This window comes from Ideonella flava (assembly GCF_051857595.1).
Taxonomy (GTDB): Bacteria; Pseudomonadota; Gammaproteobacteria; order Burkholderiales; family Burkholderiaceae_C; genus Ideonella.
Window position 1 is genome coordinate 214,718 of the sequence record NZ_JBPZHD010000013.1, and the last position, 24,919, is coordinate 239,636.

Sequence of the window (24,919 nt, forward strand, 5' to 3'; positions counted from 1 at the left end):
CTACTTCAAATCCACACCCTTGAATTCATGGGTGTTGAACGGGCTTTGCTTGTAGCCCGTCACTTCCTTGCGCATGACCTCATAGACCACCGAGTGCGCGATCTTGAAGTCAGGCTGCTCTTCATGCTCGATGGCCTGCATCTCCTCGTACAACTTGGCGCGGGCCTTGTTGTCGGTGAGCGTGCGGGCCTTCTCGAGCTTTTCATCGAAACTCTTGTTGCACCACTTGGACAGGTTCTGGCCGCCGGGCCGGGCGGCGTCGCAGCTGTGGAGGAAGAAGAAGTTGTCGGGGTCGCCGTTGTCGCCGTTCCAGCCGAGCATGCCGGTCAGGTGCTCGCCCTGCTGCAGGCGCTTGCGGTACTCGCCCCACTCGTAGGTGACGAGCTTGGCGTTGACACCGATCTTCGCCAGGTCGGCCTGCATCATCTCGGCCATGCGCTTGGCGTTCGGGTTGTACGGACGCTGCACCGGCATGTACCAGAGGTCGACGTCCAGCGGCGTCTTGACGCCGGCCTTGGCCAGCAGCTCCTTCGCCTTGGCCGGATCGTGCGGCCAGTCCTGCACCTTGTCGTTGTAGCCCCACAGCGTGGGCGGCATCAGGTTCTTGGCGGGCGTGCCGGCGCCGAGGTAGACGTCCTTCAGGATGGCGGTCTTGTCGATGGCCATGGTGAAGGCCTGGCGCACTTCCTTCTTGTCGAACGGCGGCTTCAGGGTGTTGAAGGCCCAGTAGGCGATGTTCAGCCCGGGCAGGTTGGTCACCTTCAGCGCCGGGTCCTTCTGCATCTCGGGCAGGTCGGCCGGGCGCGGGTAGCCGGTGAGGTGGCACTCGCCGGTCTTGAGCTTGGAGTAGCGCGCGGTCGCGTCGGGCGTGATGGCGTAGACCAGGTCGTCGACCATCGCCTTCTCGGCGCCCCAGTAGGCCTTGTTGGCCTTGTAGCGGATGACGGCGTCCTTCTGGTACATGACGAAGCTGAAAGGGCCGGTGCCGACCGGCACCTGGTCGAACTGCTCCTTCTTGTTGGCCTTGGCCAGGGCGTCGGCGTACTCGGCCGAGCCGATGGCCGCGAAGTCCATCGCCAGGTTCGGCAGCATCGTGACGTTGGGCTTCTTGAAGGTCATCTTCACCGTCAGGGGGTCGACCTTCTCGATCGAGACCAGGTCATCCTTCAGCCCCATGTCGGCGAAGTAGTCGTACTTGCCGCCAGAAACCTTGGCATACGGATGATCGGGCTTCCACTGGCGTTCGAACGAGAAAAGGACGTCATCGGCGTTGAAATCCCTGGTCGGCGTGAAACCCGGCACGCTGTGGAACTTCACTCCCTTGCGCAGCTTGAAGGTGTAGACCTTGCCGTCTTCGGAGATGACCCAGCTCTCGGCCAGGCCGGGTTCCGTCTGCGTGCTGCCGCGCACGAAGTGCAGCAGGCGGTCGTAGACCGGCCGCGCGGCATCGAAGCTGGTGCCGGTGGTGTTCAGTGCCGGCGTGAAGTTCTCGGGCGATCCTTCGGAGCAGTAGACGAGGGTCTTGGCGTGCACGCCGGCGGCGGCCAGCAGCGTGCAGGCCGCCAGGCCCAGCGTGTTGATCAGGGGAACGAGGCGGTGAGCGCTCATGGGTGTGAATCTCCTGCAGACGGTTGTGCCGCACATGGAAATCGTGGAGGGGTGCCCCCGTGGGGGAAGTCCGGCATTCTGGCGCGGAACCGAACGCAAACCCCGTGCCCGGGCCTCGGGTTTTTCCTGTAGTACACAAGGGGCGCCGAGCCGGCCGATGGCGCGGTCACCATGCGCCCGGCCCGCATCTGCCGAGGACTCCGAATGCTCGGGAAGCTCTTGTTCGTCACGCTGTTGGCTGCGGGTGCGGCCGGCGGTGAGCTGGGGGCCGATGCCGCGCAGGGCGCCGCGTCGGCACCGACCGGCCCGGTGCTGAAGGTCGCGTTCGTCTACGTGAGCCCGGTGGGGCAGGCGGGCTGGACCTACCAGCACGACGTGGGCCGGGCAGACCTGGAGACCTTCCTCGGCCCGCGCGTGAAGACAACGGTCGTCGAGTCCGTGCCCGAAGGCGCCGACGCGGAACGCGTCATGCGCGACCTGGCGTCCCAGGGCCACCAGCTCATCTTCGCCACGAGCTTCGGCTACCAGGAGCCGGCGCTGCGCGTGGCGGCTGAATTTCCCGACGTGAAGTTCGCGGTCGCCGGCGGCTACAAGAGGGCCCCCAACGTGGCCACCTACAGCGCGCGCCACTACGAAGGCCGCTACCTGGCCGGCATGCTCGCCGGCTACCACAGCATCAAGGGCGTCGCGGGCTACGTGGCGGGCTTTCCGGTGCCCGAAGTGGTGCAGGGCATCAACGCCTTCACGCTCGGCATGCGCTCGGTCAACCCCAAGGCCCAGGTCAAGGTCATCTGGCTCGACACCTGGTTCGATCCGGCGCGCGAACGCGAAGCCGCGCTCACCCTCGTTCGACAAGGGGCCGATGTGCTGACCAACCATACCGCCTCCACCGCAGTGGCGCAGCTGGCCGAAGAGCAGAAGGTCGACCTGCTGGCCTACCAGAGCGACATGCGCGCGGTGGCGCCGCACGCCCAGCTGGGCGCGGTTACTCAGCACTGGGGGCCCTACTACGTGCGCACGAGCAAGGCGCTGATCGACGGCCGCTGGCAGCCGCTGCCGCACATGGGAGGCCTGAAGGACGCGATGGTGGGCATGGATGCGCTGGCCTCTCGCCTCAAGCCCGAGGCCCGGCGGGCCGGCCTGCAGAAGGAAGACGAGATCCGCTCGGGGCGGTTCCGGATCTTCTCGGGGCGGCTGGTGGACAACACCGGGCGCGAGCGCCAGCCTGAAGGCGCGACGATGAGCGACGAGCAGATCGCGAAGATGGACTGGCTGGCTCAGGGCGTGGTGGGCAGCCTGCCGGCGGCGCGTTGAGCCGACCTACCAGTCCGCCGGCTCCGCGAACAGCGGATTGGTCAGGGCGGCCAGGTGGTGGTCGCGCCAGGCGCCATCGATGAAGAGGTAGTCGCGCGCCAGGCCCTCGACGCGAAAGCCGAGCCGCGCGAGCACCGCGCCGCTGCGCTTGTTCTCCGGCCGGTAGGCGGCCTGGATGCGGTGCAGGTTCACGCGGGTCGAGAACATCTCGTCGATCGCGGCCGACAGGGCCTCGTGCATCAAGCCCTGGCCCTGGCAGGGCTCGTCCAGTGCATAGCCGAGCACGCAACTGTGGAAGGCACCCCGCACCACCTGGCTGAAGTGCACCGAGCCGACCACGCGCGTGGGCTCTTCCAGGGGCGAGAGCCAGTACCTGAAGCCGGCCCCTTCGGCAAAGGCCTTCAGGCCGAGCCGGATGCGATCGGCCTGCGCGGCGACGGTATAGAAGCTCTCGGCGGTCGGCGGATCCCAGGGCGAGAAATGGCGCCGGTTGCGGCGCTGGAAGTCGGCCACCGCTTCCGCCAGGCCCTCGTCACCCGCGGCCAGCAGCAGGCGCTCGGTGACGATCTCGCGGCGGGCAGGGGTGAGATCCATGGCCGCAAGGGTAATGCAAGGAGCCGCGCCCGGCGATGGGCTCAGCGAGGGTTCAGATGCCCCAGAGGCAGCGCCGCGCCGGCCTTCACCTCGCCCAGGGAGAAGCTGGTGTGCAGGTCCTTCACGTTGGGCAGCTTGAACAGCGTGTCCATCGTCCAGCGGGAATAGGCGTCGAGGTCGGTCACCAGCACCTGCAGCTCGAAGGTGCCTGCCCCCGAGATGTAGTGGCACGAGATGACCTCGGGCAGCTTGCGGATCGCGGCCTCCAGCGCCTGCGTGGCGGCGGCGTTGTCGCGCTCGGTGTCCACGCGGACGAAGGCCAGCACGCCCAGGCCGATCTTGCGGCGGTCGATCTCGGCGCGGTAGCCGGTGATCACGCCCAGCTCCTCCAGCCGGCGCACGCGGCGCCAGGTGGGCGCGGCCGAAAGGCCGATGGCCGCCGCGAGGTCGGCATTGGACTGGCGGGCGTCGCGCTGCAGCGCGTCGAGGATGGCGACGTCGTAGCGGTCGAGGGTGATGCCGGCCGCGGTGGAGAGCGCCGGTGCCGCGGCGGGCTCGGCCTTACTGGTTTTCCCGGATTTTGGAGACTTCGGCAATGTTTATCCCGACTTGGCCGTTATAGAGAAAGATTGTTTCCCAAACCACCGCGACGAGGCAATCGAAAGAAAGCACCTGTCGGGCGTCTGCTCCTACACTTTGCGCATTCACCCACCTCTTCGCCGGGCGCGCGGCCACGAGCCGCCAGCGCCTTCGCGCGTACCCTCCCCGAAGCCACGGCCGACCCCCAAGGAGCCCTCGCCCATGAACGCCCCGCTGTCCGAATCGATCCGAAAAGCCCTCGAATCGGTCTCGCTCGACGACAAGTACGCGTTGCCGACCGGCCGTGCCTTCATGAGCGGCGTGCAGGCCCTGGTGCGCCTGCCGATGCTGCAGCGCACCCGTGATGCGCGCGTCGGGCTGAACACTGCCGGCTTCATCAGCGGCTACCGGGGCTCGCCGCTCGGCGGCTACGACCAGGCGCTGTGGGGCGCCAAGAAGCACCTCGCGGCCAACCACATCGTCTTCCAGCCCGGCGTGAACGAGGAGCTGGGCGCCACGGCGGTCTGGGGCACGCAGCAGCTCGACCTGTTCAAGGAAAAGGCCAAGTACGACGGCGTCTTCGGCATCTGGTACGGCAAGGGCCCGGGCGTGGACCGTTCCATCGACGTGTTCAAGCACGCCAACATGGCCGGCACCTCGAAGCATGGCGGCGTGATCGCCATCGCCGGCGACGACCACGTCTCGAAGAGCTCCACCGCCCCGCACCAGAGCGACCACGTCTTCAAGGCCTGCGGCTTCCCGACCTTCTTCCCCAGCAGCGTGCAGGAAATCCTCGACATGGGGCTGCACGCGATCGCGATGAGCCGCTTCTCGGGCCTGTGGAGCGGCATGAAGACCATCCAGGAGGTGGTCGAGTCGGCGTCGAGCGTCGATGTCTCGCCGGACCGGGTGAACATCCTGCTGCCCGAGGACTTCGCCATGCCCCCGGGCGGCCTGCACATCCGCTGGCCGGATCCGCCGCTGGAGCAGGAAGCGCGGATGATGGATTTCAAGTGGTACGCGGCGCTGGCCTACGTGCGGGCCAACAAGCTCAACCACAACGTGATCGAGGGCCCGAACGACCGCTTCGGCATCATCGCCAGCGGCAAGGCCTTCAACGACACGCGCCAAGCGCTGGCGGACCTGGGCCTGGACGAAGCCACCTGCCGCGCGCTCGGCATCCGCCTGCACAAGGTCAACGTGGTGTGGCCGCTGGAGGCCACCATCACCCGCGACTTCGCGACCGGCCTGCAGGAGATCCTCGTCGTCGAGGAGAAGCGCCAGGTCATCGAGTACCAGATCAAGGAGCAGCTCTACGGCTGGCGCTCCGACGTGCGGCCCAACGTGCTGGGCAAGTTCGACGAGCAGGAGGGCGACCACTCCGGTGGCGAATGGTCGATGCCCAACCCGAGCGAGCACTGGCTGCTGCGCCCCAAGGCCGACCTCACGCCGGCCATCATCGCCAAGGCCATCGCGCGCCGGCTGAAGAAGCTGGGCGTGCCGGCGGACATCGCAGCGCGCATGGACGAGCGCATCGCCGTCATCGCTGCCAAGGAGCAGTCGCTCGCCGCTCTGGAGGTGAAGACCGGCGACCGCACGCCGTGGTTCTGCTCCGGCTGCCCGCACAACACGTCGACCCGCGTACCTGAAGGCTCGCGTGCCGTGGCCGGCATCGGCTGCCACTACATGGTCAACTGGATGCCGGGCCGCCGCACCGAGACCTTCACGCAGATGGGCGGCGAGGGCGTGCCCTGGGTCGGCCAGGCGCCGTTCACGAACGAGCAGCACATCTTCTCGAACCTGGGCGACGGCACCTACTTCCACAGCGGCATCCTGGCCATCCGCCAGTCGATCGCCTCGGGCGTGAACATCACCTACAAGGTGCTCTACAACGACGCGGTCGCGATGACCGGCGGCCAGCAGGTGGGCGAGCGTCCCGAGGGCCACTCGGTGCTGCAGATCATGAACAGCCTGGTCAGCGAAGGCGTGGCGAAGCTGGTGATCGTCACCGACGAGCCGGCCAAATACGACAACGCGCAGCTGGCACCCGGCGTCACAGTGCACCACCGCGACGAGCTGGACAGCATCCAGCGCCAGTTCCGGGAGTTGAAGGGCACCACCGCCATCATCTACGACCAGACCTGCGCCACCGAGAAGCGCCGCCGCCGCAAGCGCGGCAAGATGGCCGAGAGCGACAAGCGCGTCGTCATCAACGAGCTGGTGTGCGAAGGCTGCGGTGACTGCTCGGTGCAGAGCAACTGCGTATCGGTCGAGCCGCTGGAGACCGAATTCGGCCGCAAGCGCCAGATCAACCAGAACTCCTGCAACAAGGACCTGTCCTGCGTGAAGGGCTTCTGCCCGAGCTTCGTCACCGTCGAGGGCGGCGCGCTGAAGAAGCCGAAGAAGGGCAGCGGCCCGAGCCTGGCCAACCTGCCGGCCATCCCCGACCCGGTGCTGCCGGCCTGCGATTCGGCCTGGGGCATCGTGGTGGCAGGCGTAGGGGGCACCGGCGTCATCACCATTGGCCAGCTGCTGGGCATGGCCTCGCACCTCGAGGGCAAGGGCATCGTCACGCAGGACGCGGCCGGCCTGGCGCAAAAGGGCGGGGCGACCTGGAGCCATGTGCAGATCGCAGAGACGCCCGAGGCCATCCACACCACCAAGGTCGACACCGCCAAGGCCGACCTCATCATCGGCTGCGATGCCATCGTCGCGGCGAGCAAGACGACGCTCGGTGCCATGCACCCCGAGCGCACCTTCGTCGCTCTGAACAACCATTCGACGCCGACCGCCAGCTTCGTCACCGACACCGAGTGGACGTTTCCGGCGGGCCAGTGCGAGCAGGCCATCGCGGCCGCCGTCGGCAAGGAGCACTTCGCGAGTTTCGATGCCGAGGAGGCGGCCACGCACTTGCTGGGCGACTCGATCTACACCAACCCGCTGATGCTCGGCTTCGCCTGGCAGCACGGCCGCATCCCCCTGGGCCGCGAGTCGCTGATGCGCGCGATGGAGCTCAACGGCGTGCAGATCGAGAACAACAAGGCCGCCTTCGAATGGGGTCGTCGCTGCGCGAACGACCTGGCCTCGGTGAAGGCGCTGTTCAAGGCCGCGGCGGTGATCCAGTTCGTCAAGCGGCCTTCGCTCGACGAGGTGGTCGCCAAGCGAGTCGAGTTCCTCACCGGCTACCAGGACGCCGGCTACGCCGCCGGCTACCGGGCCTTCGTCGAGAAGGTGCGCGCGGCCGAAGCCAAGCTGGGCACCGGCACCCGCCTGTCCGAGGCGGTGGCCCGGTACCTGTTCAAGCTCATGGCCTACAAGGACGAGTACGAAGTCGCCCGCCTGCACACCGACCCGGCCTTCATCGCCAAGGTCAACGCGCAGTTCGAAGGCGATTTCAAGCTGGTGCATCACCTGGCGCCGCCGCTGTTCGCCTCGAAGAACGAACGGGGCGAGCTGGTCAAGAAGCCCTTCGGCGCCTGGATCCGCCCGGCCTTCGGCCTGCTGGCGAAGTTGAAGGGTCTGCGTGGCACGGCCTTCGATGTCTTCGGCTACACCGAAGAGCGGCGCACCGAGCGCGCGCTGATCGGCGAGTACCGCGCGGCCATCGAGGAAGTGCTCGCCGGCCTGTCGGCCGACAAGCTCCCCCTGGCCGTCGAGATCGCCCGCCTGCCGGAGGACATCCGCGGCTACGGCCACGTGAAGGAGCGTCACCTGAAAGCCGCCCGCGCGAAGTGGGCCGAGCTCATGGGCCGCTGGCGCGCGCCGGCGGTGGCCAGGGCGGCCTGACCGTCCGGCGACGAGCACAAGGGGCCCGACGGGCCCCTTTCTACAATCCGCTGCGATGGCCACTCGCACCCAGGAACTCGTCGGCGCCACGATGTCGGAGCACGACGGCGTACGCTACCTCCACCTCGATTCGCCCTGGGTCCAGGGCGCCATGCGCCTGGCCAAGCCTCAGGCGCTGGAGCTCGAATACATCCAGCGCATGATGGCCTGGATGCTGTGGCGGCCCGAAGCCGAAGTGGCCGAGGGGCACGCGGTGCAGCTCGGGCTCGGCGCGGGCGCGATCACGCGCTTCTGCCACAAGGTGCTGCGCATGAAGACGACGGTGGTGGAGATCAACTCGACCGTCATAGGCGCCAACCGCCTGTGGTTCCGCCTGCCGCCGGACGACGCGCGGCTGACGGTCGTCGAAGGGGACGCCGGCGACTGGGTGGCCGATCCGTCGCACGCCGGCGTCGCCCAGGTTCTGAATGTCGATCTTTATGACCACGAGGCCGCCGCGCCGGTGCTGGATGACGAGGCCTTCTACGCGGGTTGCCGCGATGTGCTGGACGCGCACGGCGGCGTGATGACCGTCAACCTCTTCGGCCGCGACGCGAGCTACAGCGCCAGCAGCGAGCGCATCGCTGCGATCTTCGGCCGCGACCAGGTCTGGAGCCTGCGGCCCACCCGCGAGGGCAACACCGTGATCGTCGCGGCGAGGGATGTAAAGATCCCGGGCCGGGATGAACTCACCGCACGCGCCGCTAACATCGAAGATCGCTATGGCCTGCCGGCCCGCAAGTGGCTGCGCATGGTGCGCCCACTGTCACCGCCCGCAGACTGACCATGAGCTCCGCGTCCACCGATTCGCCTGCCGGCACCGCCCCCCGACACGTGCCACCCAAGGGGCGCCTCGACATGCGGCAGCTGCTCAAGTGGCTGCGTGACGACGGCCTGCTCAAGCCGGTCGACGCCGACATGCTGTCCCGCCGCTTCGGCCAGGCCGGCTCCAGCCTTCATCCGCTGCTGCGCCTGGGCGGCGCGGGCTTGAAGGACGAGCGCGATGGCAGCGCGCTCGATACCGAGGTCCTGACACGCTGGCTGGCCGGCCGCTTCGGCCTGCCGTTCCAGCGCATAGACCCGCTGCGCGTCGATGCGAGCAAGGTGGCCGACGTGATGTCGCTGGCCTATGCCGAGACGCGCCGCGCGCTGCCGCTGCATTTCGGCGCCACCGAGATCACCGTGGCCACCTGCGAGCCCTTCGACGTGGCCTGGCTGCCCGACATCGAGGCCCACACCCGCAGGACCATCAAGCTGGTCCTCGCCACGCCCGACGACGTCGCCCGCTTCACGGCGGAGTTCTACGCTCTGGCCGCCAACGTGCGGGTCGCGCGCAAGACGGGCGAGCTGGCCGGCGCGAGCGTCAATTTCGAGCAGCTGGTCGACCTCGGCAAGGTCAAGGACAACGCGCTGGACGCCAACGACCAGGGCGTGGTGCAGATCGTCGACTGGCTGTGGCAGTACGCCTTCGAGCAGCGCGCGAGCGACATCCACCTCGAGCCGCGGCGCGACACCGGCGTGATCCGCTTCCGAATCGACGGCGTGCTGCACCTGGTACACCAAGTCCCTGCACCGGTGCTCTCGGCGATGACGGCGCGCATCAAGCTGCTCGGCCGCATGGACGTGGTGGAGCGTCGCCGCCCGCAGGATGGCCGCATCAAGACGCGACGGCCCGACAACGCGCCCGGCGGCGGCGGCGAGGTCGAGATGCGCCTGTCGACCCTGCCCACCGCCTTCGGCGAGAAGGTGGTGATGCGCATCTTCGACCCGGGCACGGTGGACAAGCCGTTCGAGTCGCTCGGCTTCTCGGCGGACGAGGCGCGGCGATGGAACGAGCTGATCGAGCATCCGCACGGCATCATCCTCGTCACGGGCCCGACGGGGTCGGGCAAGACGACGACGCTGTACTCCACGCTGAAGAAGCTGGCCACCGAGGAGGTCAACGTCTGCACGGTCGAGGACCCGATCGAGATGGTCGAGCCGGCGTTCAACCAGACGCAGGTGCAGCCGGCGCTCGACCTGGGATTCGCCGACGGCCTGCGCGCGCTGATGCGGCAGGATCCGGACATCATCATGGTCGGCGAGATCCGCGACCTCGAGACCGCCGAGATGGCGATCCAGGCCTCGCTCACCGGCCACCTGGTCTTCTCCACCGTCCACACCAACGATGCACCGGCGTCGATCACCCGCCTGATCGACCTGGGCGTGCCGCCCTACCTCATCACCGCCACGGTGATCGGCGTGCTGGCCCAGCGCCTGACGCGCACGCTGTGCCCCAGCTGCAAGCAGCCCGACCCGACGGTCACGGTGGAGGCGTTGCAGTCGCTCGCCGCGCCGTGGCGCCTGGCCGGCGCCATCCGCCCGCACAAGGCGGTCGGCTGCCCGGCCTGCCGCGGCACCGGCTACCGCGGCCGCGCCGCGCTCTACGAGCTGATGATGATGAGCGAACCCGCGCGCGCGGCCGTCCACCCGCATCTGGACGGCGCCAGGCTGCGCCGGCAGGCCGTGACGGAGGGCATGCAGCCCCTGCGCGTGGCAGGGCTGGCCAAGGTGGCGCAGGGCGTCACCACGCTGGAGGAGGTGCTTCGCTGCACCCCGCGCTGGGAAAGTGAGGCCCCCACGCCCCCGCCGGGGGGCGCCTTGCAGGCCGCGCCGGGTCAGTGACCCGGCCCTTCGCCAGGCGTGAACAGTCCACCGGACTGTTCACGTCCGGGCGAAGCCCCCCAGGGGGCTCGCGCAGCGGACCGGGGGAGTAGGACCCCCACGCCCCCTTCCGGGGGCTGCCCCCCAAGGGGGCTCGCGCAGCGGACCGGCAAAGCCGGATCCGCGCACGCCCTTGAAAAGGTCGTCACGTTGATCGAGCGGGGTTTACCCTGGATCGTCTTCTGTCGCTCGGGTGAGGGGCGAGGGGCGTGGAGCGGTTGGCCTTACGTGTATTCCACAGCGCGGCGGCAGGGGCCCCTCCCTAGAATTCGCCGCAATTGCTTGGAATCCACTGAGGAGACAACCCCGTGAGAATCAAGAGCCAGAAGGACTTCTGGTCCGGGCTGATGTTCATCATCGTAGGCGGCTCGTTCGCCATCGGTGCGCTGAACTACAGCTTCGGCAGTTCGGCCCGGCCGGGACCGGCGTACTTCCCCTTCGGCCTGGGTGTGCTGCTGGCCATCCTGGGCGGGATGATCCTGTTCGAGGCGCTGACCATAGAGACCGAGGACGGCGAGCCCATCGGCGCCTTCGCCTGGAAGCCGCTGTTCATCATCCTGGGGGCGGTGATCCTGTTCGGCTTCATGCTGCCGCGCATCGGCATGGTGATCTCGCTGCCGATACTGGTCCTGATCTCGGCCTACGCCAGCGACGAGCACACCTGGGTCGGCACCATCGTCAACGCGACCATCCTCACGGTGATGTCGTGGCTGGTCTTCGTCGTGGGCCTGAAGCTCACCATCCCCCTGTGGCCGGCCTTCATGGGCTGACCCGAGCAGCAGGTACAACGACATGGATCTGATCCAAAACCTCGGGCTGGGCTTCCAGACCGCCTTCACGCTCACCAACCTGCTCTACGCCTTCGGCGGCGCCGTCCTCGGCACCCTGATCGGCGTGCTGCCGGGCCTGGGCCCCGTCGCGACGATCGCGATGCTGCTGCCGTCGATCTACGCACTGGACGCGACGCCGGCGCTGATCATGCTGGCCGGCATCTACTACGGGGCCCAGTACGGCGGCTCGACCACCGCCATCCTGATCAACGTGCCCGGCGAGTCGAGCTCGGTGGTCACCGCGATCGACGGCTACCAGATGGCCCGCAAGGGCCGCGCCGGTTCGGCCCTGGCGGCCGCCGGCCTGGGCTCGTTCTTCGCGGGTTGCGTCGGCACGGTCATCATCGCGGCCTTCGCGCCGCCGCTGACCGAGCTGGCCTTCAAGTTCGGCCCGGCCGAGTACTTCTCGCTGATGACGCTGGGCCTGATCGGCGCGGTGGTGCTGGCCTCGGGCTCGCTGATCAAGGCCATCGCCATGATCCTGCTGGGCCTGCTGCTCGGGCAGATCAACACCGACGTGATCTCGGGCGTGCCGCGCTACAGCTTCGACATCGCCGAGCTGACCGACGGCATCGGCTTCGTGACGATCGCCATGGGCGTGTTCGGTTTCGGCGAGATCATCGCCAACCTCGGCCAGCCGGCCGAGCACCGCGAGGTCTTCACCAAGGACGTGAAGGGGCTGTGGCCGACGAAGCAGGATTTCATGGACGCCTGGCCGGCCGTGCTGCGCGGCACCACGCTGGGCTCGCTGCTCGGCGTGCTGCCCGGTGGCGGTGCGCTGCTGGCCTCGTTCGCCGCCTACACGGTCGAGAAGAAGGTCAAGGGCCGTCCCGGCGAAGAGGTCTTCGGCAAAGGCAACATCCGCGGCGTGGCCGGTCCCGAAGCGGCCAACAACGCCGGTGCGCAGACCTCGTTCATCCCGATGCTGACGCTGGGCATCCCGCCCAACGCGGTGATGGCGCTGATGGTCGGCGCGATGACGATCAAGGGCATCCAGCCCGGCCCGCAGGTGATGACCAGCAACCCGGAGCTGTTCTGGGGCCTGATCGCCTCGATGTGGATCGGCAACCTGATGCTGGTGATCCTGAACCTGCCGCTGATCGGCATCTGGATCAAGCTGCTGACCGTGCCCTACCGCCACCTGTTCCCGGCCATCCTGGTGTTCTGCTGCATCGGCCTGTACACGCTGAACAACAACAACTTCGACGTCTACATGGCGGCGCTGTTCGGCCTGATCGGCTACTGCTTCTACAAGCTGGGCTGCGAGCCGGCGCCCCTGTTGCTGGGCTTCATCCTGGGCCCGATGATGGAAGAGAACCTGCGCCGGGCGCTGCTGCTGTCCCGCGGCGACTGGCTGACCTTCCTGCAGCGACCGCTGTCCGCCGGCCTGCTGCTGGCGGCCGCGGCGATGATCGTCGTCGTGATGCTGCCCTCGATCAAGAGCAAGCGCCAGGAGGCGTTCCAGGACGACTGAAGGCCCCCACGGCCCCTTGCCAGGGGGCCTGCCCCCCGAGGGGGCGCGCGCAGCGGACCGGGGGAATAAGGCCCCCACGGCCCCTTGCCAGGGGCCTGCCCCCCGAGGGGGCGCGCGCAGCGGACCGGCGAAGCCGGATCCGCGCACGCCCTGGATAGGACGGCCCGCTCCGGCGGGCCTTTTTGCTGGAAAACGTGACGGACAAGCCACCCATCGAAGACGAGGATCCGGCGCACAGCACTTCGGCACTGGCGCCGTTCTCGACGCCGGTGTTCCGCATGCTGTGGCTGGCCTGGCTGGCGGCCAACGTCACGATGTGGATGAACGACGTGGCGGCGGCCTGGCTGATGACCACGCTGACCACCAGCCCGGTGCTGGTGGCGCTGGTGCAGACGGCCTCCACGCTGCCCGTGTTCCTGCTCGGCTTGCCGAGCGGTGCGCTGGCCGACATCCTCGATCGCCGGCGGTACTTTGCCGGCACGCAGCTGTGGGTCGCGCTCAACGCGGTCGTGCTGGCGGTGCTGTCGCTGGCCGATGCGCTCAACGCGCCGCTGCTGCTGGCGCTCACGTTCACCAACGGCATCGGCCTGGCGCTGCGCTGGCCGGTCTTCGCGGCCATCGTGCCCGAGATCGTGCCGCGCCACCACATGACGCAGGCCCTGGCGCTCAACGGCGTGGCGATGAATCTTTCGCGCATCGTCGGGCCGGTGGTCGCGGGCGCCATCCTGGCCGCCACCTCGAGTGCCTGGGTCTTCGTGCTGAACGCGGTGCTCGCCTTCACCGCCTTCATGATCGTCCTGCGCTGGAAGTCGCAGCACAAGGAAAGCGCCCTTCCCGGTGAGCGTTTCGTCGGCGCCATGCGGGTCGGCTGGCAGCACGTCATGCAGTCTCCGCGCATCAGGGCGGTGCTGCTGAGGGTGTTCCTGTTCTTCCTGCAGTCGACCGCGCTGATGGCGCTGTTGCCGCTGATCGCGCGCGGCCTGCATGGGGGAGGGCCGGCCGCCTTCACGGTGATGCTGGCCTGCCTCGGTGGCGGGGCGATCACCGCGGCCTTGCTGTTCCCGCGCTGGCGCGTCCGCTTCGACCGCGACCAGTTCGTCCGCTACGGCACGCTGGTGCATGCGGTCGCCTCTCTGGTGGTCATCTTCTCGCCCGAGTTCTGGCTGGCCCTGCCGGCCATGGTGCTCGCCGGCATGGCCTGGATCTCCACCGCCAACACGCTGACCATCTCGGCCCAGCTCGCGCTGCCCAACTGGGTGCGGGCGAGAGGCATGTCGATCTACCAGATGGCGCTGATGGGCGGCTCGGCGGCCGGCTCCCTCGTGTGGGGCCAGGTGGCCGGCCTGAGCAGCGTGAAGACCGCGGTGATAGCGGCTGCGATCTTCGGCCCGCTCGTGCTGCTGGTCACCCGCAAGGTCTCGGTCGAGGGCGGCGACGATGAGGACATGACGCCCGCCCGGCCGGGCAAGGTGCCCGATGTGGCGGTCGAGGTGGCGCCCGACGACGGCCCGGTGATGGTGACGGTGGAGTACTTCATCGACACGGCGCGGGCCGGCGAGTTCGCGCTGGTGATGCAGCTCACCCGACGGGCCCGCCTGCGCCAGGGTTGCCTGAGCTGGGCCTTGTTGCGCGATACCTCGGTCCCCGGGCGTTACGTCGAATATTTCGTCGACGAGAACTGGGTCGAGCACCAGAGGCGGCTGGAGCGCTTCACGGCGGCCGACGCCGGCCTGCGCGAGCAGCGTTTGGCCTTCCACCTGGGTCATGCGCCGCCCAAGGTGACCCGGCTGGTGGCCGAACGGCTGGTGGAATGACCCCTGAGGCGCGCCGTCCCCGCGAGGGGCAACGCAGCCTCCATGGATCGCGAACCCAGGGACTTCGCCCTGGTGGCAGACTGCCGGATCCGTCTGGAGGCGCCCCGAATGAGACACGACTTCCACTGGTCCGCCGGCTACCCGTCGCAACGCTCGCCGGTCTTCGCGCGCAACATCGTCGCCACCTCGCACCCGCTGGCCGCCCAGGCCGGTCTGCGCATGCTGCAAAAGGGCGGCAACGCGGTCGATGCGGCGGTCGCCGCAGCGGCGGTGATGACACTGGTGGAGCCGTGCAGCAACGGCCTCGGGTCCGACGCCTTCGCCATCGTGTGGGACGGGCAGCGACTCCAGGGCCTCAACGCCTCCGGCCGTGCGCCGGCCGCGTGGACGCCGTCCTGGTTCCGCGAGCGCCACGGCGCCACGGCGAAGACGCCGCCGGCGCGCGGATGGGATGCCGTCACCGTGCCTGGCGCGGTGTCTGCCTGGGTGGCGCTGGCCGGGCGCTACGGCAGGCTGCCCTTGACGGAGCTGCTGGCGCCGGCGATCGAGACCGCGGAGCGCGGCTACGCCGTGCCGGTGATCGTGCAGCAGAAGTGGACCCTGGCCTCGCGCGTGCACGAGCTCGTCACGCAGCCCGGGTTCGCCGGCACCTTCCTGTCGCGGGGCCGCGCGCCCGAGGTGGGTGAGCTCTTCAGGTTGCCCGCCGCGGCCCGTACCCTGAAGTTGATCGCCGAGACGAAAGGCGAGGCTTTCTACCGGGGCGAGGTCGCCGCCGCCATCGCGGCCCATGCCCGGGCCCATGGCGGCGCGATGACCGAGTCGGACCTGGCGGCCCACGCGCCCGAGTGGGTCGACACCATCGAGCTCGACTACCGCCACGGGTACAGGCTGCACGAAATCCCGCCGAACGGGCAGGGCATCGCGGCGCTGATCGCGCTGGGCATCCTGCGCCACTTCGACATCGGAAGCCTCGACCCGGATGGCGTCGAGAGCCAGCACCTGCAGATCGAGGCGATGAAGCTCGCCTTTGCGGACGTCTACCGCTACGTCGGCGAGCCGGCCAGCATGACCGTGAAGCCCGAAGAGCTGCTGGACGACACCTACCTCGCCGAACGCGCGCGGCTCGTCGACCCGAAGCGGGCACAGGATTTCAAGGCCGGCAACCCGGTCAAGGGCGGCACCATCTACCTCACCGCGGCCGACGAGAGCGGCATGATGGTCAGCTTCATCCAGAGCAACTACATGGGCTTCGGCTCCGGCGTGGTGGTGCCCGACTACGGCATCAGCCTGCAGAACCGCGGCCATGGCTTCACGCTGGATGAATCGCACCCGAACGCGGTGGCACCGGGCAAGCGCCCCTTCCACACCATCATCCCGGCCTTCCTCATGCGAGATGGCGAGCCGCAAATGAGCTTCGGCGTGATGGGCGGCAACATGCAGCCGCAGGGTCACTTGCAGACGCTGGTGCGCATGCTCGACTACCACCAGCACCCCCAGGCCGCGTGCGATGCGCCGCGCTGGCGCTTCAATGACGGGCTTTCGCTCAACGCCGAATCCGCCATGCGGCCCGACACCGTGGCCGGCCTGCAGGCCCTGGGCCACCGCATCGAGCAGCTGGACGACAGCTACATGGACTATGGCGCGGGCCAGTTCATCTGGCGGCTCGGGGACGACCCGGCGGTCGAGGGCTACGTGGCGGCCAGCGACCCTCGGCGCGACGGCGCCGCCGTGGGGTACTGATCTTGCGGGTCTCGGACTTCCGGCCGGGCTGGCGCACCGACTTCATCCTGCATCGGTTCGGCGCGGAAGTGATCGAAAAGGAGGACTGCGTCGTCGTGCGCAGCCCCGGCAACGAAGGCTTCTACTGGGGCAACTGCCTGATGGTGGCCGAGACCCCGGCCGACGCCGACCTGGCGCACTGGCTGCGCCGGTTCGAGCAGGAGGTCGCCGCGGGCAGGCCGGGCGTCCGCCACGTGGCCATCGGCTTCAACAGCGCGCCCCCGGCGCCGGGCCTGCTGCCATCGTGGCATGCCGATGGCTTCGAGTTGATGGAGACGGCGACGATGCGGCTGCGGCCCGGCATGTTGCGCATGCCGCAGGCCCCGCGTGCGGCGGCGCCGTTGGCCCTGCGGCCCATCGACTGGTCGCACGAGGTCGAGGCCTTCGTGGACCTGCAGAGCGCCGATTCGCAGGGGCACGAGCCGCAGGGCTACCGCCGCTTCCGCCGCGAGCAGATGCGCCGCTTCGAGACGATCGTCGCGCAGGGCGTGGGAACCTGGTTCGGCCTGTGGTGCGGTGACACGCTGGTGGCCGACTGCGGCCTGCTGCGCGAGGGCACGCTGGGCCGCTTCCAGAATGTGCTGGTCCACCCTGATTGGCGCAGGCGCGGGCTGTGCCGGGCGATGGTCGGCGGCGTCTGCGAATGGGGCTTCGGCCCGTGGGGCCTGGAGGAGCTGCTGATGTGCGCCGATCCGCAGGACGTGGCGATCGGCATCTACGAGTCGCTGGGTTTCGAGGCCTTCGATCGCGAGTGGGGGCTGCAGCGCCATCCACCCGAGGATGCCGGAGCTCGGCGCAGCGTGCGTCTGCACAAGGACGGCGGATGACGATCCACGCCATCCCTTCGCGCCGCTTCGGCGCCCGCGAGGCGGCGAACCGTCTCAGCGGCCTGGCCCTGGCGCTCGCGGGATCCATCGCGTTCTCAGGCAAGGCCATCATCGTCAAGCTGGCCTATCGCCATGGCGTCGATGCGGTGACGCTGATCATGTACCGCATGCTCTTCGCGCTGCCGATGTTCGCGCTGATGGCCTGGTGGGCCGGGCGCGGCAAGACGGCGTTGACGCGTCGCGATCTCCTGTTCTTGCTGGGCCTGGGCTTCTCGGGCTACTACCTGGCCAGCCTGCTGGATTTCATGGGCCTCGCGCTGGTCACCGCCAGCCTCGAGCGCCTCATCCTCTACCTCAACCCGACCCTGGTGCTGATCTTGTCGGTACTCTTCCTCGGCAAGAAGGTTCACTGGAAGCAGGCCTTGTCGCTGGCGGTGAGCTACGCCGGCGTGGTCCTCGTCTTCGGGCAGGAGCTGAGCGCACAAGGCGCCGACGCGGCCCTGGGCGCGGCGCTGGTCTTCGGCAGCGCCCTCAGCTACGCCATCTACCTGGTCATGAGCGGGCAGTGGGTGCAGCGCCTGGGCTCCATGCGCCTCGCGGGCTGGGCGGGGAGCATCGCGTGCGTGTTCTGCATCGGCCACTTCCTCTTCATGATCCCGATCGAGTCGGCGCGCGTGGCCGAGCCGGTGCTGTGGCTCTCGGTGCTCAATGCCACGGCGTGCACCGTGGCGCCGGTGTGGATGGTGATGATGGCCATAGAGCGCATCGGCCCGGCGCTCACCTCGCAGGCCGGCATGGTGGGGCCGATGAGCACCATCACGATGGGCGTGATCTTCCTCGGCGAGCCTTTCACTCCCGTGCTGGTGGCGGGCACCGTGCTCGTGCTCGCGGGCGTGTGGGTGCTGGCCCGGATGAAGTGAGCGAAGTGTTGAAAGGATTTTTCCGATGTTGATCCATGGCAGCTGCCATTGCGGCAACCTCTCCTTCAGGCTCGACTGGTCGCCCGAGCCGGCCGAGATCCCGGCGCGGGCCTGCACCTGCAGCTTCTGCACCCGACACGGCGGCGTGTGGACTTCGTGCCCGACCGGTGCTCTGCGCGTCTCGGTGCGCGAGCCGGCGCTGGTCTCGCGCTACCGTTTCGGCACCGAGACGGCCGACTTCCACGTGTGTGCGCGCTGCGGCGTGCCGCCGGTGGTCACCAGCGAGATCGAGGGCCGCACCTACGCGGTCGTCAACGTCAACACCTTCGAAGACCTGCCGGCCGGGCTGCTGCGCCAGGGGACGGCCAGTTTCGACGGCGAGGACGAATCCAGCCGCCTGGCGCGGCGGCAGAAGCACTGGATAGGCGACGTGGAATTCGAGGAGTCACTCTGATGGACCTGGGACTGCAAGGCAAGTGGGCGCTCGTCTGCGCGGCGAGCAAGGGGCTGGGCAAGGGCTGCGCGCAGGCGCTGGTGGCCGAGGGCGTGAACGTGGTCATCACGGCGCGTGGGCTGGAGGCGCTGCACGAGACGGCAGCGGAGCTGCGCCGCCTCGCACCGGGCGTCGAGGTGCGCCCGGTCGCGGGCGACATCACGACCGAGGAAGGCCGCGCCGCGGCGCTGGAGGCCGCGCCGCAGGTCGACATCCTCGTCAACAACGCCGGCGGGCCGCCACCGGGCGACTTCCGCGACTGGGGCCGCGAGGAGTGGATAGCCGCACTCGACGCGAACATGCTCGCCCCCATCGCGCTGATGAAAGCCACTGTCGATGCCATGGCGCAGCGCGGCTTCGGCCGCGTGGTGAACATCACCTCGGGCGCGGTGAAGGCGCCCATCGACACGCTGGGCCTGTCCAACGGTGCGCGCAGCGGGCTCACCGGCTTCGTCGCCGGCCTGGCGCGCCAGCCTCGCCTGGCCAGCCGCAACGTGACCGTCAACAACCTGCTGCCCGGCCCTTTCGCGACCGATCGCCTGCGCAAGAACACCCAGGCCGCCGCCGAGCGCCAGGGCCGGCCGATGGAATCGGTCTGGGACCAGCGCCGGCTGGCCGTCCCCGCGCAGCGCTACGGCACGCCAGAGGAGTTCGGCGCGGCGTGCGCGTTCCTTTGCAGCGTCCACGCCGGCTTCATCACCGGCCAGAACTGGCTGCTGGACGGCGGCTCCTACCCCGGCACGTTCTGAGCGTCCGGCCCGCCTCCACGGGGATTCGAGCAGCCCGGCGGAGCGCGGATCTACGCAAGAGTCGGGTTGGAGCGGCGCAGGTCGTCGACCGACGCCTGCGACATCCAAAGGACCGTGTTCAGGTGGCTCTCGATGCGCTCCACGATGGTCTTGCGCGGGCCCTGGCGCCAAGCGTTCGAGCCGTAGAAGGCCGCCTGCGTGGCCTCGAGGTCGGCCAGGTCGGCATAGGCGCGGATGAGGAAGTAGGTGTCCGGCTCGTGCGCCGAAGGGCCGTAGGCCACCACGTCCATTGCCGGCCTGAGCATCGGCATCACGGTCGACTCGACCGCCTCGTGGAAAGCGGCGGCCTCACCGGCCTTGAGCTTGTACGAGCGGATCTCCACCAGTCGCTGCGCCATCTCGGCCCCTCGTTCAGAACGACGAGCCGGGAGTCTGCAGGAAGGCGATCTCTTCCGCGCTGCTGGTGCGACCGAGCACCGCATTGCGATGCGGGAAACGGCCGAAGCGGCGGATGACTTCGCGGTGGCGCTCGGCGAAGTCGACGTAGGAGTCGAAGGTGCCGCGCTCGGTGGGGCTGACCTCGTCGCGCAGCGAGCGCACCAGCGAGACGCAGCGGTCCTGGTCCACCAGCGATTCGGAGTGCTCGAGCGGCATGGTCGCGAACAGGCGCTGGATGGGCAGCAGGCCTTCGAACGCGCCGATGGCAAAGCCCTCCACGGCCAGTCGCCTGGCGATGGGGTCGAGGGCGAAGGCTTGTGGCGTGCCGCGATGGATGTTGCGGCTGAACTGGTCGGCCAGCAGGATCAGCGCCAGCCGGCCCGCCGGGTCGCTGGCCCAGAGGTCCAGCGAGCCGGCGGCCACCTCGGGCAGCAGCGGGCCGAAGCGCTCGCGCATCAGCGCGTCGACCGCGGGCTGCTTGCTCCACCACAGCCGTGCGCAATCGGCGTTGTTGGCGGCATCAGCCGGGTCGTCGCCGAACCAGAAGCGCAGGATGCTGTCCGGCGTCTCGGCCGGCGTCGGGCTCACTGGCCGCCCTTCGCGTTCGCGGCCACCTTGTGGAAGAAGTCGTAGACGCCCGTCTCGCTCATCTCGCGGGCGTTGGCGAGTTCGCCGCCGCGCGTCGCATAGAGCAGCTGCTGCCGGGGCGAGAGCACCGAGGCGGCCGGGATGCCCTTCTTGATGGGATTTCCGAAGCGCTCGGCGATGTCGAGGTGGCGATCGAAGTTGCCGACATCGACCTTGACGACGACGAACTCCTTGCCGATGAGCTCGGCGTTCGCCGGGGCCTTCAGTGCGGCATCCAGGGCCCGGCAGTCTTTGCACCAGTTCGCGCCGAAGATCACCAGCACGGGCCGCTGTGTCCTGGCGGCGGTGTCCAGCGCCCGCTGGACGTCGGCCTTGGCGTCCGCGGCCTCGTCATAGGGGCCGGTGGCAGCGTGGGTCGTCATGGCCAGGGTCGCGGCGGCCAGGGCCAGCATCAGGCGGCGGGTCGGCATGGGGTCGGTTCCTCGTGCGATTGAAATGGGAGCGGGGGCCATGGTGGCGAGGGCTCAGCGCGAGCGCCGCGCGGACAGCCAAATCCCGCCCACGATGAGGGCAAATGCCGCGCCGTGGTACCAGCGCGGCGCCTCGCCCAGCAGGGCGGTGGAAAGCACGCCGGCGAACACCGGCGTCAGGTTGCCGAAGAAGGCGGCGACCGCAGGGCCCACGGTCGACACGCCCAAGCCCCAGCAGCGGTACGCCACCAGCGAAGGGCCGATGGCCACGTACAGCAGGATGGCCGGGATCCAGGGGGTCCAGTGCCAGCGGGCATCCTCGGCCACCAGGGCCTCGACACCCGCCGCGGCGCCGCTCCAGGCCAGGCCGAAGGCGATCTGGACGAGCAGGAAGCCGGCCCAGTCCCAATCGGGCCGCTGCGGCGTGCGCATGTGGGCCGGGGGCCGCGCCAGCAGCCAGCTGTACAACGCCCAGGAGACGATGGCGATCAGCATCAGCAGGTCGCCGGTGACGAACTCCAGGTCGGCCACCCGGGCCGGGTCGCCGCGCGTCACCACCAGCACCACGCCGGCCAGCGACAGGGCGGCGCCGCCCATCTCGCGGCCGCTCGGATGCTCGCGGTGCAGCAGCACGCCGAAGCCCAGCATCCAGGCCGGCATGCTGGCGGCGATGAGGGTCACGTTCAGTGGCGTCGAGCTGTGCAGCGCCAGGTACTGCAACGCGTTGTAGCTGCCCATGCCGAGCAGGCCCAGCAGCGCCAGGTGAGGCCAGCGCTCGGCCAGCGTAGCGCGATCCGCCAGCGCCCGGCGGCCGAGCGGCCACAGCAGGACGAAGGCGAGCGCCCAGCGCACGAAGTTCAGCGCGATGGGCGGCACCATGCCCACCGCCAGCCGGCCGACCACCGCGTTGCCCGCCCACAGCAGCGGCGGCAGCGTCAGCAGAAACGCCAGGCGAGGCGTGAGCACATGGGGTTTCATCGTCGCGGGTGGGGCAGGGCAAAGGGTGGCACGATAGCCCACGGGCGCGAATCCGCGCCGAACCCCCACAAGACACGAGGAGTCCTGCCATGCCGCAGTCCAGTCGCGCCGTCCAGATCGCCGCCTTCGGCGGACCCGAGCAGATGCAGCTCGTCGACCTGCCTGTAGGCGAGCCCGGCCCGGGCGAGATCCGCATCCGGCACGAGGCGATCGGGCTGAACTTCATCGACATCTACCAGCGCACCGGCCTGTACCCGAACGCGCTGCCGCTGTCGCTGGGCATGGAAGGCTCGGGCGTCATCGAGGCGGTGGGGGAAGGCGTGTCGCACCTGGCGGTGGGCGACCGCGCGGCCTACGCCAGCGGCCCGCCCGGCAGCTACTGCGAGCGCCGCCTGATGCCGGCGAAGTGCGTGGTCCGGCTGCCGGAGGGCATCGACTTCGCCACCGGCGCCGCGATGATGCTCAAGGGCCTGACCGCGCAGTACCTGCTGCGCCAGACCTTGCCGGCCGGCGGCCTGCAGGCCGGCGACCACGTGCTGTTCCATGCCGCGGCCGGCGGCGTGGGCCTCATCGCCTGCCAGTGGGCGCGCGCGCTCGGCCTGCAGCTCATCGGCACCGCGGGCAGCGACGAGAAATGCGCCATGGCGCGCGAGCACGGCGCGGCCCACGTCATCAACTACCGGCGCGAGGACTTCGTCGCCAGGGTCAAGGAGATCACGAGCGGCGCCGGCGTGAAGGTCGTCTACGACTCCGTCGGTGCGGACACCTTCGTCAAGTCGCTGGATTGCCTGCGGCCCTTCGGCCTGCTGGCCAACTTCGGCAACGCCTCGGGCAAGGCGCCGCCGCTGGACATCGGCGTGCTCGCGTCCAAGGGTTCGCTGTACGTGACCCGCCCCACGCTGTTCACCCACATCGCCACGCGCGAGCGGACGCAAGCCATGGCCGACGAGCTGTTCGAGGTGGTCCTGTCGGGGGCCGTCAAGATCCCCATCGACCAGCGCTATCCGCTGGCCGAGGTGGCACGCGCGCACCGCGAGCTCGAGGCGCGGCAGACCACCGGGTGCAGCGTGCTCCTGCCGTGAATCGCGCGGCTACCGGGCCGAGGCCTGCCACTGCGCCACGTCGGCGCCGTGCGCGGCCAGGAAGGCCTGCAGGCGCGCGAAGCGGCGGCGGGTCTGGTGGTCGAAGATCCACGCGACGACCGGCTCGAACAGCCAGCGCAGGCCCGGTGGCCCGGCTTCGAAGGTGTAGGTGTAGAAGAGCAGCGAGCGGCCTTCGCCGTCGGGATCGTGCCGCATCGATGCCGCCCAGCGCCGGAAGGGAAACGAGCGCCCCAGCATGGCCGCCGCGGCCAGCCGGGGCCGGTCGTAGCTGACGAAGCGAGTGCGCATCGACAAGGCCCGCAGGCCGCCGGCGCCCGCGTTCTCGGTCACCGCGCCCACGTAAGGGCAGGGCGCGCCGCCCACGACGGTGGTCGAGCGCACCAGCGAGTCCCAGCGCAAGCGCCAGTGGTGATGGTGGAAGGCATCGAAGACCTGTTCCTCGGGCGCCGGCATGGGGAAGACGAATCGTCGATGCGCCATCAGGCCGCTGCCTCCTCGATCACCTCGGTCTGCATGCCCCAGCGTTCGAACTCCGGCGCGAAAGCGTCCAGCGGCAGCAGGCCCACCGCGGTGTGGGCGCCCGGCGCAGGGCCCCGGCCGGCGGCCAGCCGGCGCGCCAGCAGGATGGCGGCCATGCAGGGGATCTCGGGGCCATGGTCGTGGTCGGCGGCAATGTGCCACGCGCGGTGCGCGGGCGCACCGGCGGCATCGACGCCTGCCAGGCGCAGCACCATGCCGCCGAGCGGGCTCCCGAAGCGGTCCAGCCACGGCGCCCAGCGGGTCAGCAGCGGCGCCAGCCGCTCCGGCCGGCGCACCAGTCCGGCGGCCCGCAGCCCGGCCAGCGCCGCGAAGGCCCTCTGCGCCGCGCCGACCTCCAGCGCCGCACGGAAGTGCACGCGCCGCCGCACGCGATAGCGCGCAGGAAAGATTTCCAGGTCGGGGATGTCGCACAGGGCCCCCAGCCGCGGCGCGAGCCGCGCGAAGTGCACCGGCGCCGGCCGCGCCCAGCCGCGATGCGCCTGCCAGCGGCCGCCCGACCAGACCTCGATCGGCGCCCCGCAATAGCCCAGCACCGCTGCCATCGTCGCTTCGCCGCGCGGGGCGGTCTGCGCCGGCGCGATGCAGCAATCGATGCTGTCGATGTGCTGCCAGCCGGCGCCCAGCTGCTCGACCACAGCGGAGGACAAGGCCGGCACCGTGCTCGCCCCGCTGACCGCGACCCTCCCGGCCCGGCGGAAGTCCTCGTCCAGCGCGGCCGGAAAGTCACAGACGAAGCGCCGGCCATCCGCCAGGTCCACATAGTGCGCCCCGGCCGCCGCCGCGGCCCGCGCGACCCCGTAGCCTTGCTGCTGGAACGGCCCCGCGGTGTGCACCACCAGCCCTATGCCCCGCTCGCGCAACCCCTGCTCGAAGTCCGCCCGCGAAGCATCGACCGCCCATCCCCGGGCCCCCCCGCCGACCGTTTCCGCCATCTCCCCCGCCCGCCGTCCGTCACGCCCTCCGATGGACAGCTCCATGGCCGCTTCCCCCGCCAGCGCCCGCACGATCCGCGCCCCGAAATTCCCGTACCCCCCCAACACCAGTACCTTCACCGCCCGCCTCCCATTGCGCGCCATCATAGAGACCGCACACTCGCTCAGTCCCCGCGTTAGCAGTCCTCCAGGCGCGCTTCAGCGCCGCCTCCTACCAGGGCGTGCGCGGATCCGGCTTTGCCGGTCCGCTGCGCGAGCCCCCTTCTATGGGGAAGCGTTTGTCAAGCTTCTCCGTCACGGCGGGTGCGCTGTAGGGGACGTCGTTGGGGTTCCCCTTCCCGCTGGCGGGAAGGGGCGGAGG

22 protein-coding genes are annotated in these 24,919 nt (G+C 69.5%); 13 read left to right on the forward strand and 9 right to left on the reverse strand.

What is annotated here, in order from left to right:
* Positions 1-1,608 (reverse strand): ABC transporter substrate-binding protein, encoded by a 1,608-nt coding sequence (locus ACS5PM_RS26675; RefSeq protein ID WP_439390888.1) that lies wholly within the window; start codon positions 1,606-1,608, stop codon positions 1-3.
* 204 nt (positions 1,609-1,812) lie between these two features.
* Between ACS5PM_RS26675 and ACS5PM_RS26680 the strand changes: the two genes are divergently transcribed.
* Positions 1,813-2,922, forward strand: coding sequence for a BMP family ABC transporter substrate-binding protein (locus tag ACS5PM_RS26680; RefSeq protein WP_439390889.1), 1,110 nt, complete (start codon positions 1,813-1,815; stop codon positions 2,920-2,922).
* A 6-nt stretch (positions 2,923-2,928) separates the two neighbouring features.
* On the opposite strand, the gene ACS5PM_RS26685 is transcribed toward ACS5PM_RS26680, so the two are convergent.
* Positions 2,929-3,516 (reverse strand): GNAT family N-acetyltransferase, encoded by a 588-nt coding sequence (locus ACS5PM_RS26685; protein ID WP_439390891.1) that lies wholly within the window; start codon positions 3,514-3,516, stop codon positions 2,929-2,931.
* A gap of 41 nt (positions 3,517-3,557) precedes the next feature.
* A complete protein-coding gene (locus tag ACS5PM_RS26690; RefSeq protein WP_439390893.1) occupies positions 3,558-4,112 on the reverse strand; it encodes an Lrp/AsnC family transcriptional regulator in 555 nt (184 codons plus the stop codon).
* Between the two features lie 205 nt (positions 4,113-4,317).
* On the opposite strand from ACS5PM_RS26690, the gene ACS5PM_RS26695 reads away from it, so the two are divergent.
* The 11 genes from ACS5PM_RS26695 (at position 4,318) to ACS5PM_RS26745 (ending at position 19,509) form a co-directional block, all read left to right on the forward strand.
* Positions 4,318-7,881, forward strand: a complete 3,564-nt coding sequence (locus ACS5PM_RS26695; RefSeq protein ID WP_439390894.1) for an indolepyruvate ferredoxin oxidoreductase family protein — start codon at positions 4,318-4,320, stop codon at positions 7,879-7,881.
* Between the two features lie 55 nt (positions 7,882-7,936).
* Positions 7,937-8,704: a class I SAM-dependent methyltransferase gene (locus tag ACS5PM_RS26700; RefSeq protein WP_439390895.1), complete on the forward strand. Its 768-nt coding sequence runs from the start codon at positions 7,937-7,939 to the stop codon at positions 8,702-8,704.
* A gap of 2 nt (positions 8,705-8,706) precedes the next feature.
* The gene (locus tag ACS5PM_RS26705; protein WP_439390896.1) at positions 8,707-10,584 is read left to right on the forward strand and encodes a GspE/PulE family protein; all 1,878 of its coding nucleotides are present in this window, start codon (positions 8,707-8,709) and stop codon (positions 10,582-10,584) included.
* A gap of 347 nt (positions 10,585-10,931) precedes the next feature.
* Entirely contained in the window at positions 10,932-11,393 is a 462-nt protein-coding gene (locus ACS5PM_RS26710; RefSeq protein ID WP_439390897.1) for a tripartite tricarboxylate transporter TctB family protein, read from the forward strand.
* A gap of 22 nt (positions 11,394-11,415) precedes the next feature.
* Positions 11,416-12,927 (forward strand): tripartite tricarboxylate transporter permease, encoded by a 1,512-nt coding sequence (locus ACS5PM_RS26715; RefSeq protein ID WP_439390898.1) that lies wholly within the window; start codon positions 11,416-11,418, stop codon positions 12,925-12,927.
* Positions 12,928-13,121: 194 nt separating this feature from the next.
* Positions 13,122-14,741, forward strand: a complete 1,620-nt coding sequence (locus ACS5PM_RS26720; RefSeq protein ID WP_439390900.1) for an MFS transporter — start codon at positions 13,122-13,124, stop codon at positions 14,739-14,741.
* Positions 14,742-14,849: 108 nt separating this feature from the next.
* A complete protein-coding gene (locus tag ACS5PM_RS26725) occupies positions 14,850-16,481 on the forward strand; it encodes a gamma-glutamyltransferase family protein (protein ID WP_439390901.1) in 1,632 nt (543 codons plus the stop codon).
* Positions 16,482-16,483: 2 nt separating this feature from the next.
* On the forward strand, positions 16,484-17,347 hold the full coding sequence (locus ACS5PM_RS26730; protein WP_439390902.1) for a GNAT family N-acetyltransferase: 864 nt from the start codon (positions 16,484-16,486) through the stop codon (positions 17,345-17,347).
* Positions 17,344-18,267 (forward strand): DMT family transporter, encoded by a 924-nt coding sequence (locus ACS5PM_RS26735; protein ID WP_439390903.1) that lies wholly within the window; start codon positions 17,344-17,346, stop codon positions 18,265-18,267. Before ACS5PM_RS26730 ends, ACS5PM_RS26735 begins: the two co-directional genes overlap by 4 nt.
* Positions 18,268-18,292: 25 nt before the next feature.
* A complete protein-coding gene (locus ACS5PM_RS26740; RefSeq protein ID WP_439390905.1) occupies positions 18,293-18,721 on the forward strand; it encodes a GFA family protein in 429 nt (142 codons plus the stop codon).
* On the forward strand, positions 18,721-19,509 hold the full coding sequence (locus ACS5PM_RS26745) for an SDR family oxidoreductase (protein ID WP_439390907.1): 789 nt from the start codon (positions 18,721-18,723) through the stop codon (positions 19,507-19,509). The genes ACS5PM_RS26740 and ACS5PM_RS26745 overlap by 1 nt, the downstream gene beginning before the upstream one ends.
* Positions 19,510-19,559: 50 nt before the next feature.
* On the opposite strand, the gene ACS5PM_RS26750 is transcribed toward ACS5PM_RS26745, so the two are convergent.
* Genes ACS5PM_RS26750 through ACS5PM_RS26765 form a run of 4 tightly spaced genes read right to left on the reverse strand, consistent with a single transcriptional unit; the run spans position 19,560 to position 21,971 of the window.
* Positions 19,560-19,907 (reverse strand): NIPSNAP family protein, encoded by a 348-nt coding sequence (locus ACS5PM_RS26750; protein ID WP_439390908.1) that lies wholly within the window; start codon positions 19,905-19,907, stop codon positions 19,560-19,562.
* 13 nt (positions 19,908-19,920) lie between these two features.
* Positions 19,921-20,535 (reverse strand): DUF924 family protein, encoded by a 615-nt coding sequence (locus tag ACS5PM_RS26755; protein ID WP_439390909.1) that lies wholly within the window; start codon positions 20,533-20,535, stop codon positions 19,921-19,923.
* On the reverse strand, positions 20,532-21,005 hold the full coding sequence (locus ACS5PM_RS26760; protein WP_439390910.1) for a thioredoxin family protein: 474 nt from the start codon (positions 21,003-21,005) through the stop codon (positions 20,532-20,534). Before ACS5PM_RS26760 ends, ACS5PM_RS26755 begins: the two co-directional genes overlap by 4 nt.
* Before the next feature lie 54 nt (positions 21,006-21,059).
* Positions 21,060-21,971 (reverse strand): DMT family transporter, encoded by a 912-nt coding sequence (locus ACS5PM_RS26765; protein ID WP_439390911.1) that lies wholly within the window; start codon positions 21,969-21,971, stop codon positions 21,060-21,062.
* Between the two features lie 101 nt (positions 21,972-22,072).
* On the opposite strand from ACS5PM_RS26765, the gene ACS5PM_RS26770 reads away from it, so the two are divergent.
* Complete coding sequence (locus ACS5PM_RS26770; RefSeq protein ID WP_439390912.1) at positions 22,073-23,065, forward strand: quinone oxidoreductase family protein; 993 nt, start codon at positions 22,073-22,075, stop codon at positions 23,063-23,065.
* A 9-nt stretch (positions 23,066-23,074) separates the two neighbouring features.
* Here ACS5PM_RS26770 and ACS5PM_RS26775 read toward each other — a convergent pair whose 3' ends face one another.
* Entirely contained in the window at positions 23,075-23,566 is a 492-nt protein-coding gene (locus ACS5PM_RS26775) for an SRPBCC family protein (RefSeq protein ID WP_439390913.1), read from the reverse strand.
* Positions 23,566-24,705, reverse strand: coding sequence for a saccharopine dehydrogenase NADP-binding domain-containing protein (locus ACS5PM_RS26780; protein ID WP_439390915.1), 1,140 nt, complete (start codon positions 24,703-24,705; stop codon positions 23,566-23,568). The genes ACS5PM_RS26775 and ACS5PM_RS26780 overlap by 1 nt, the downstream gene beginning before the upstream one ends.
* Positions 24,706-24,919 lie beyond the last annotated feature (214 nt).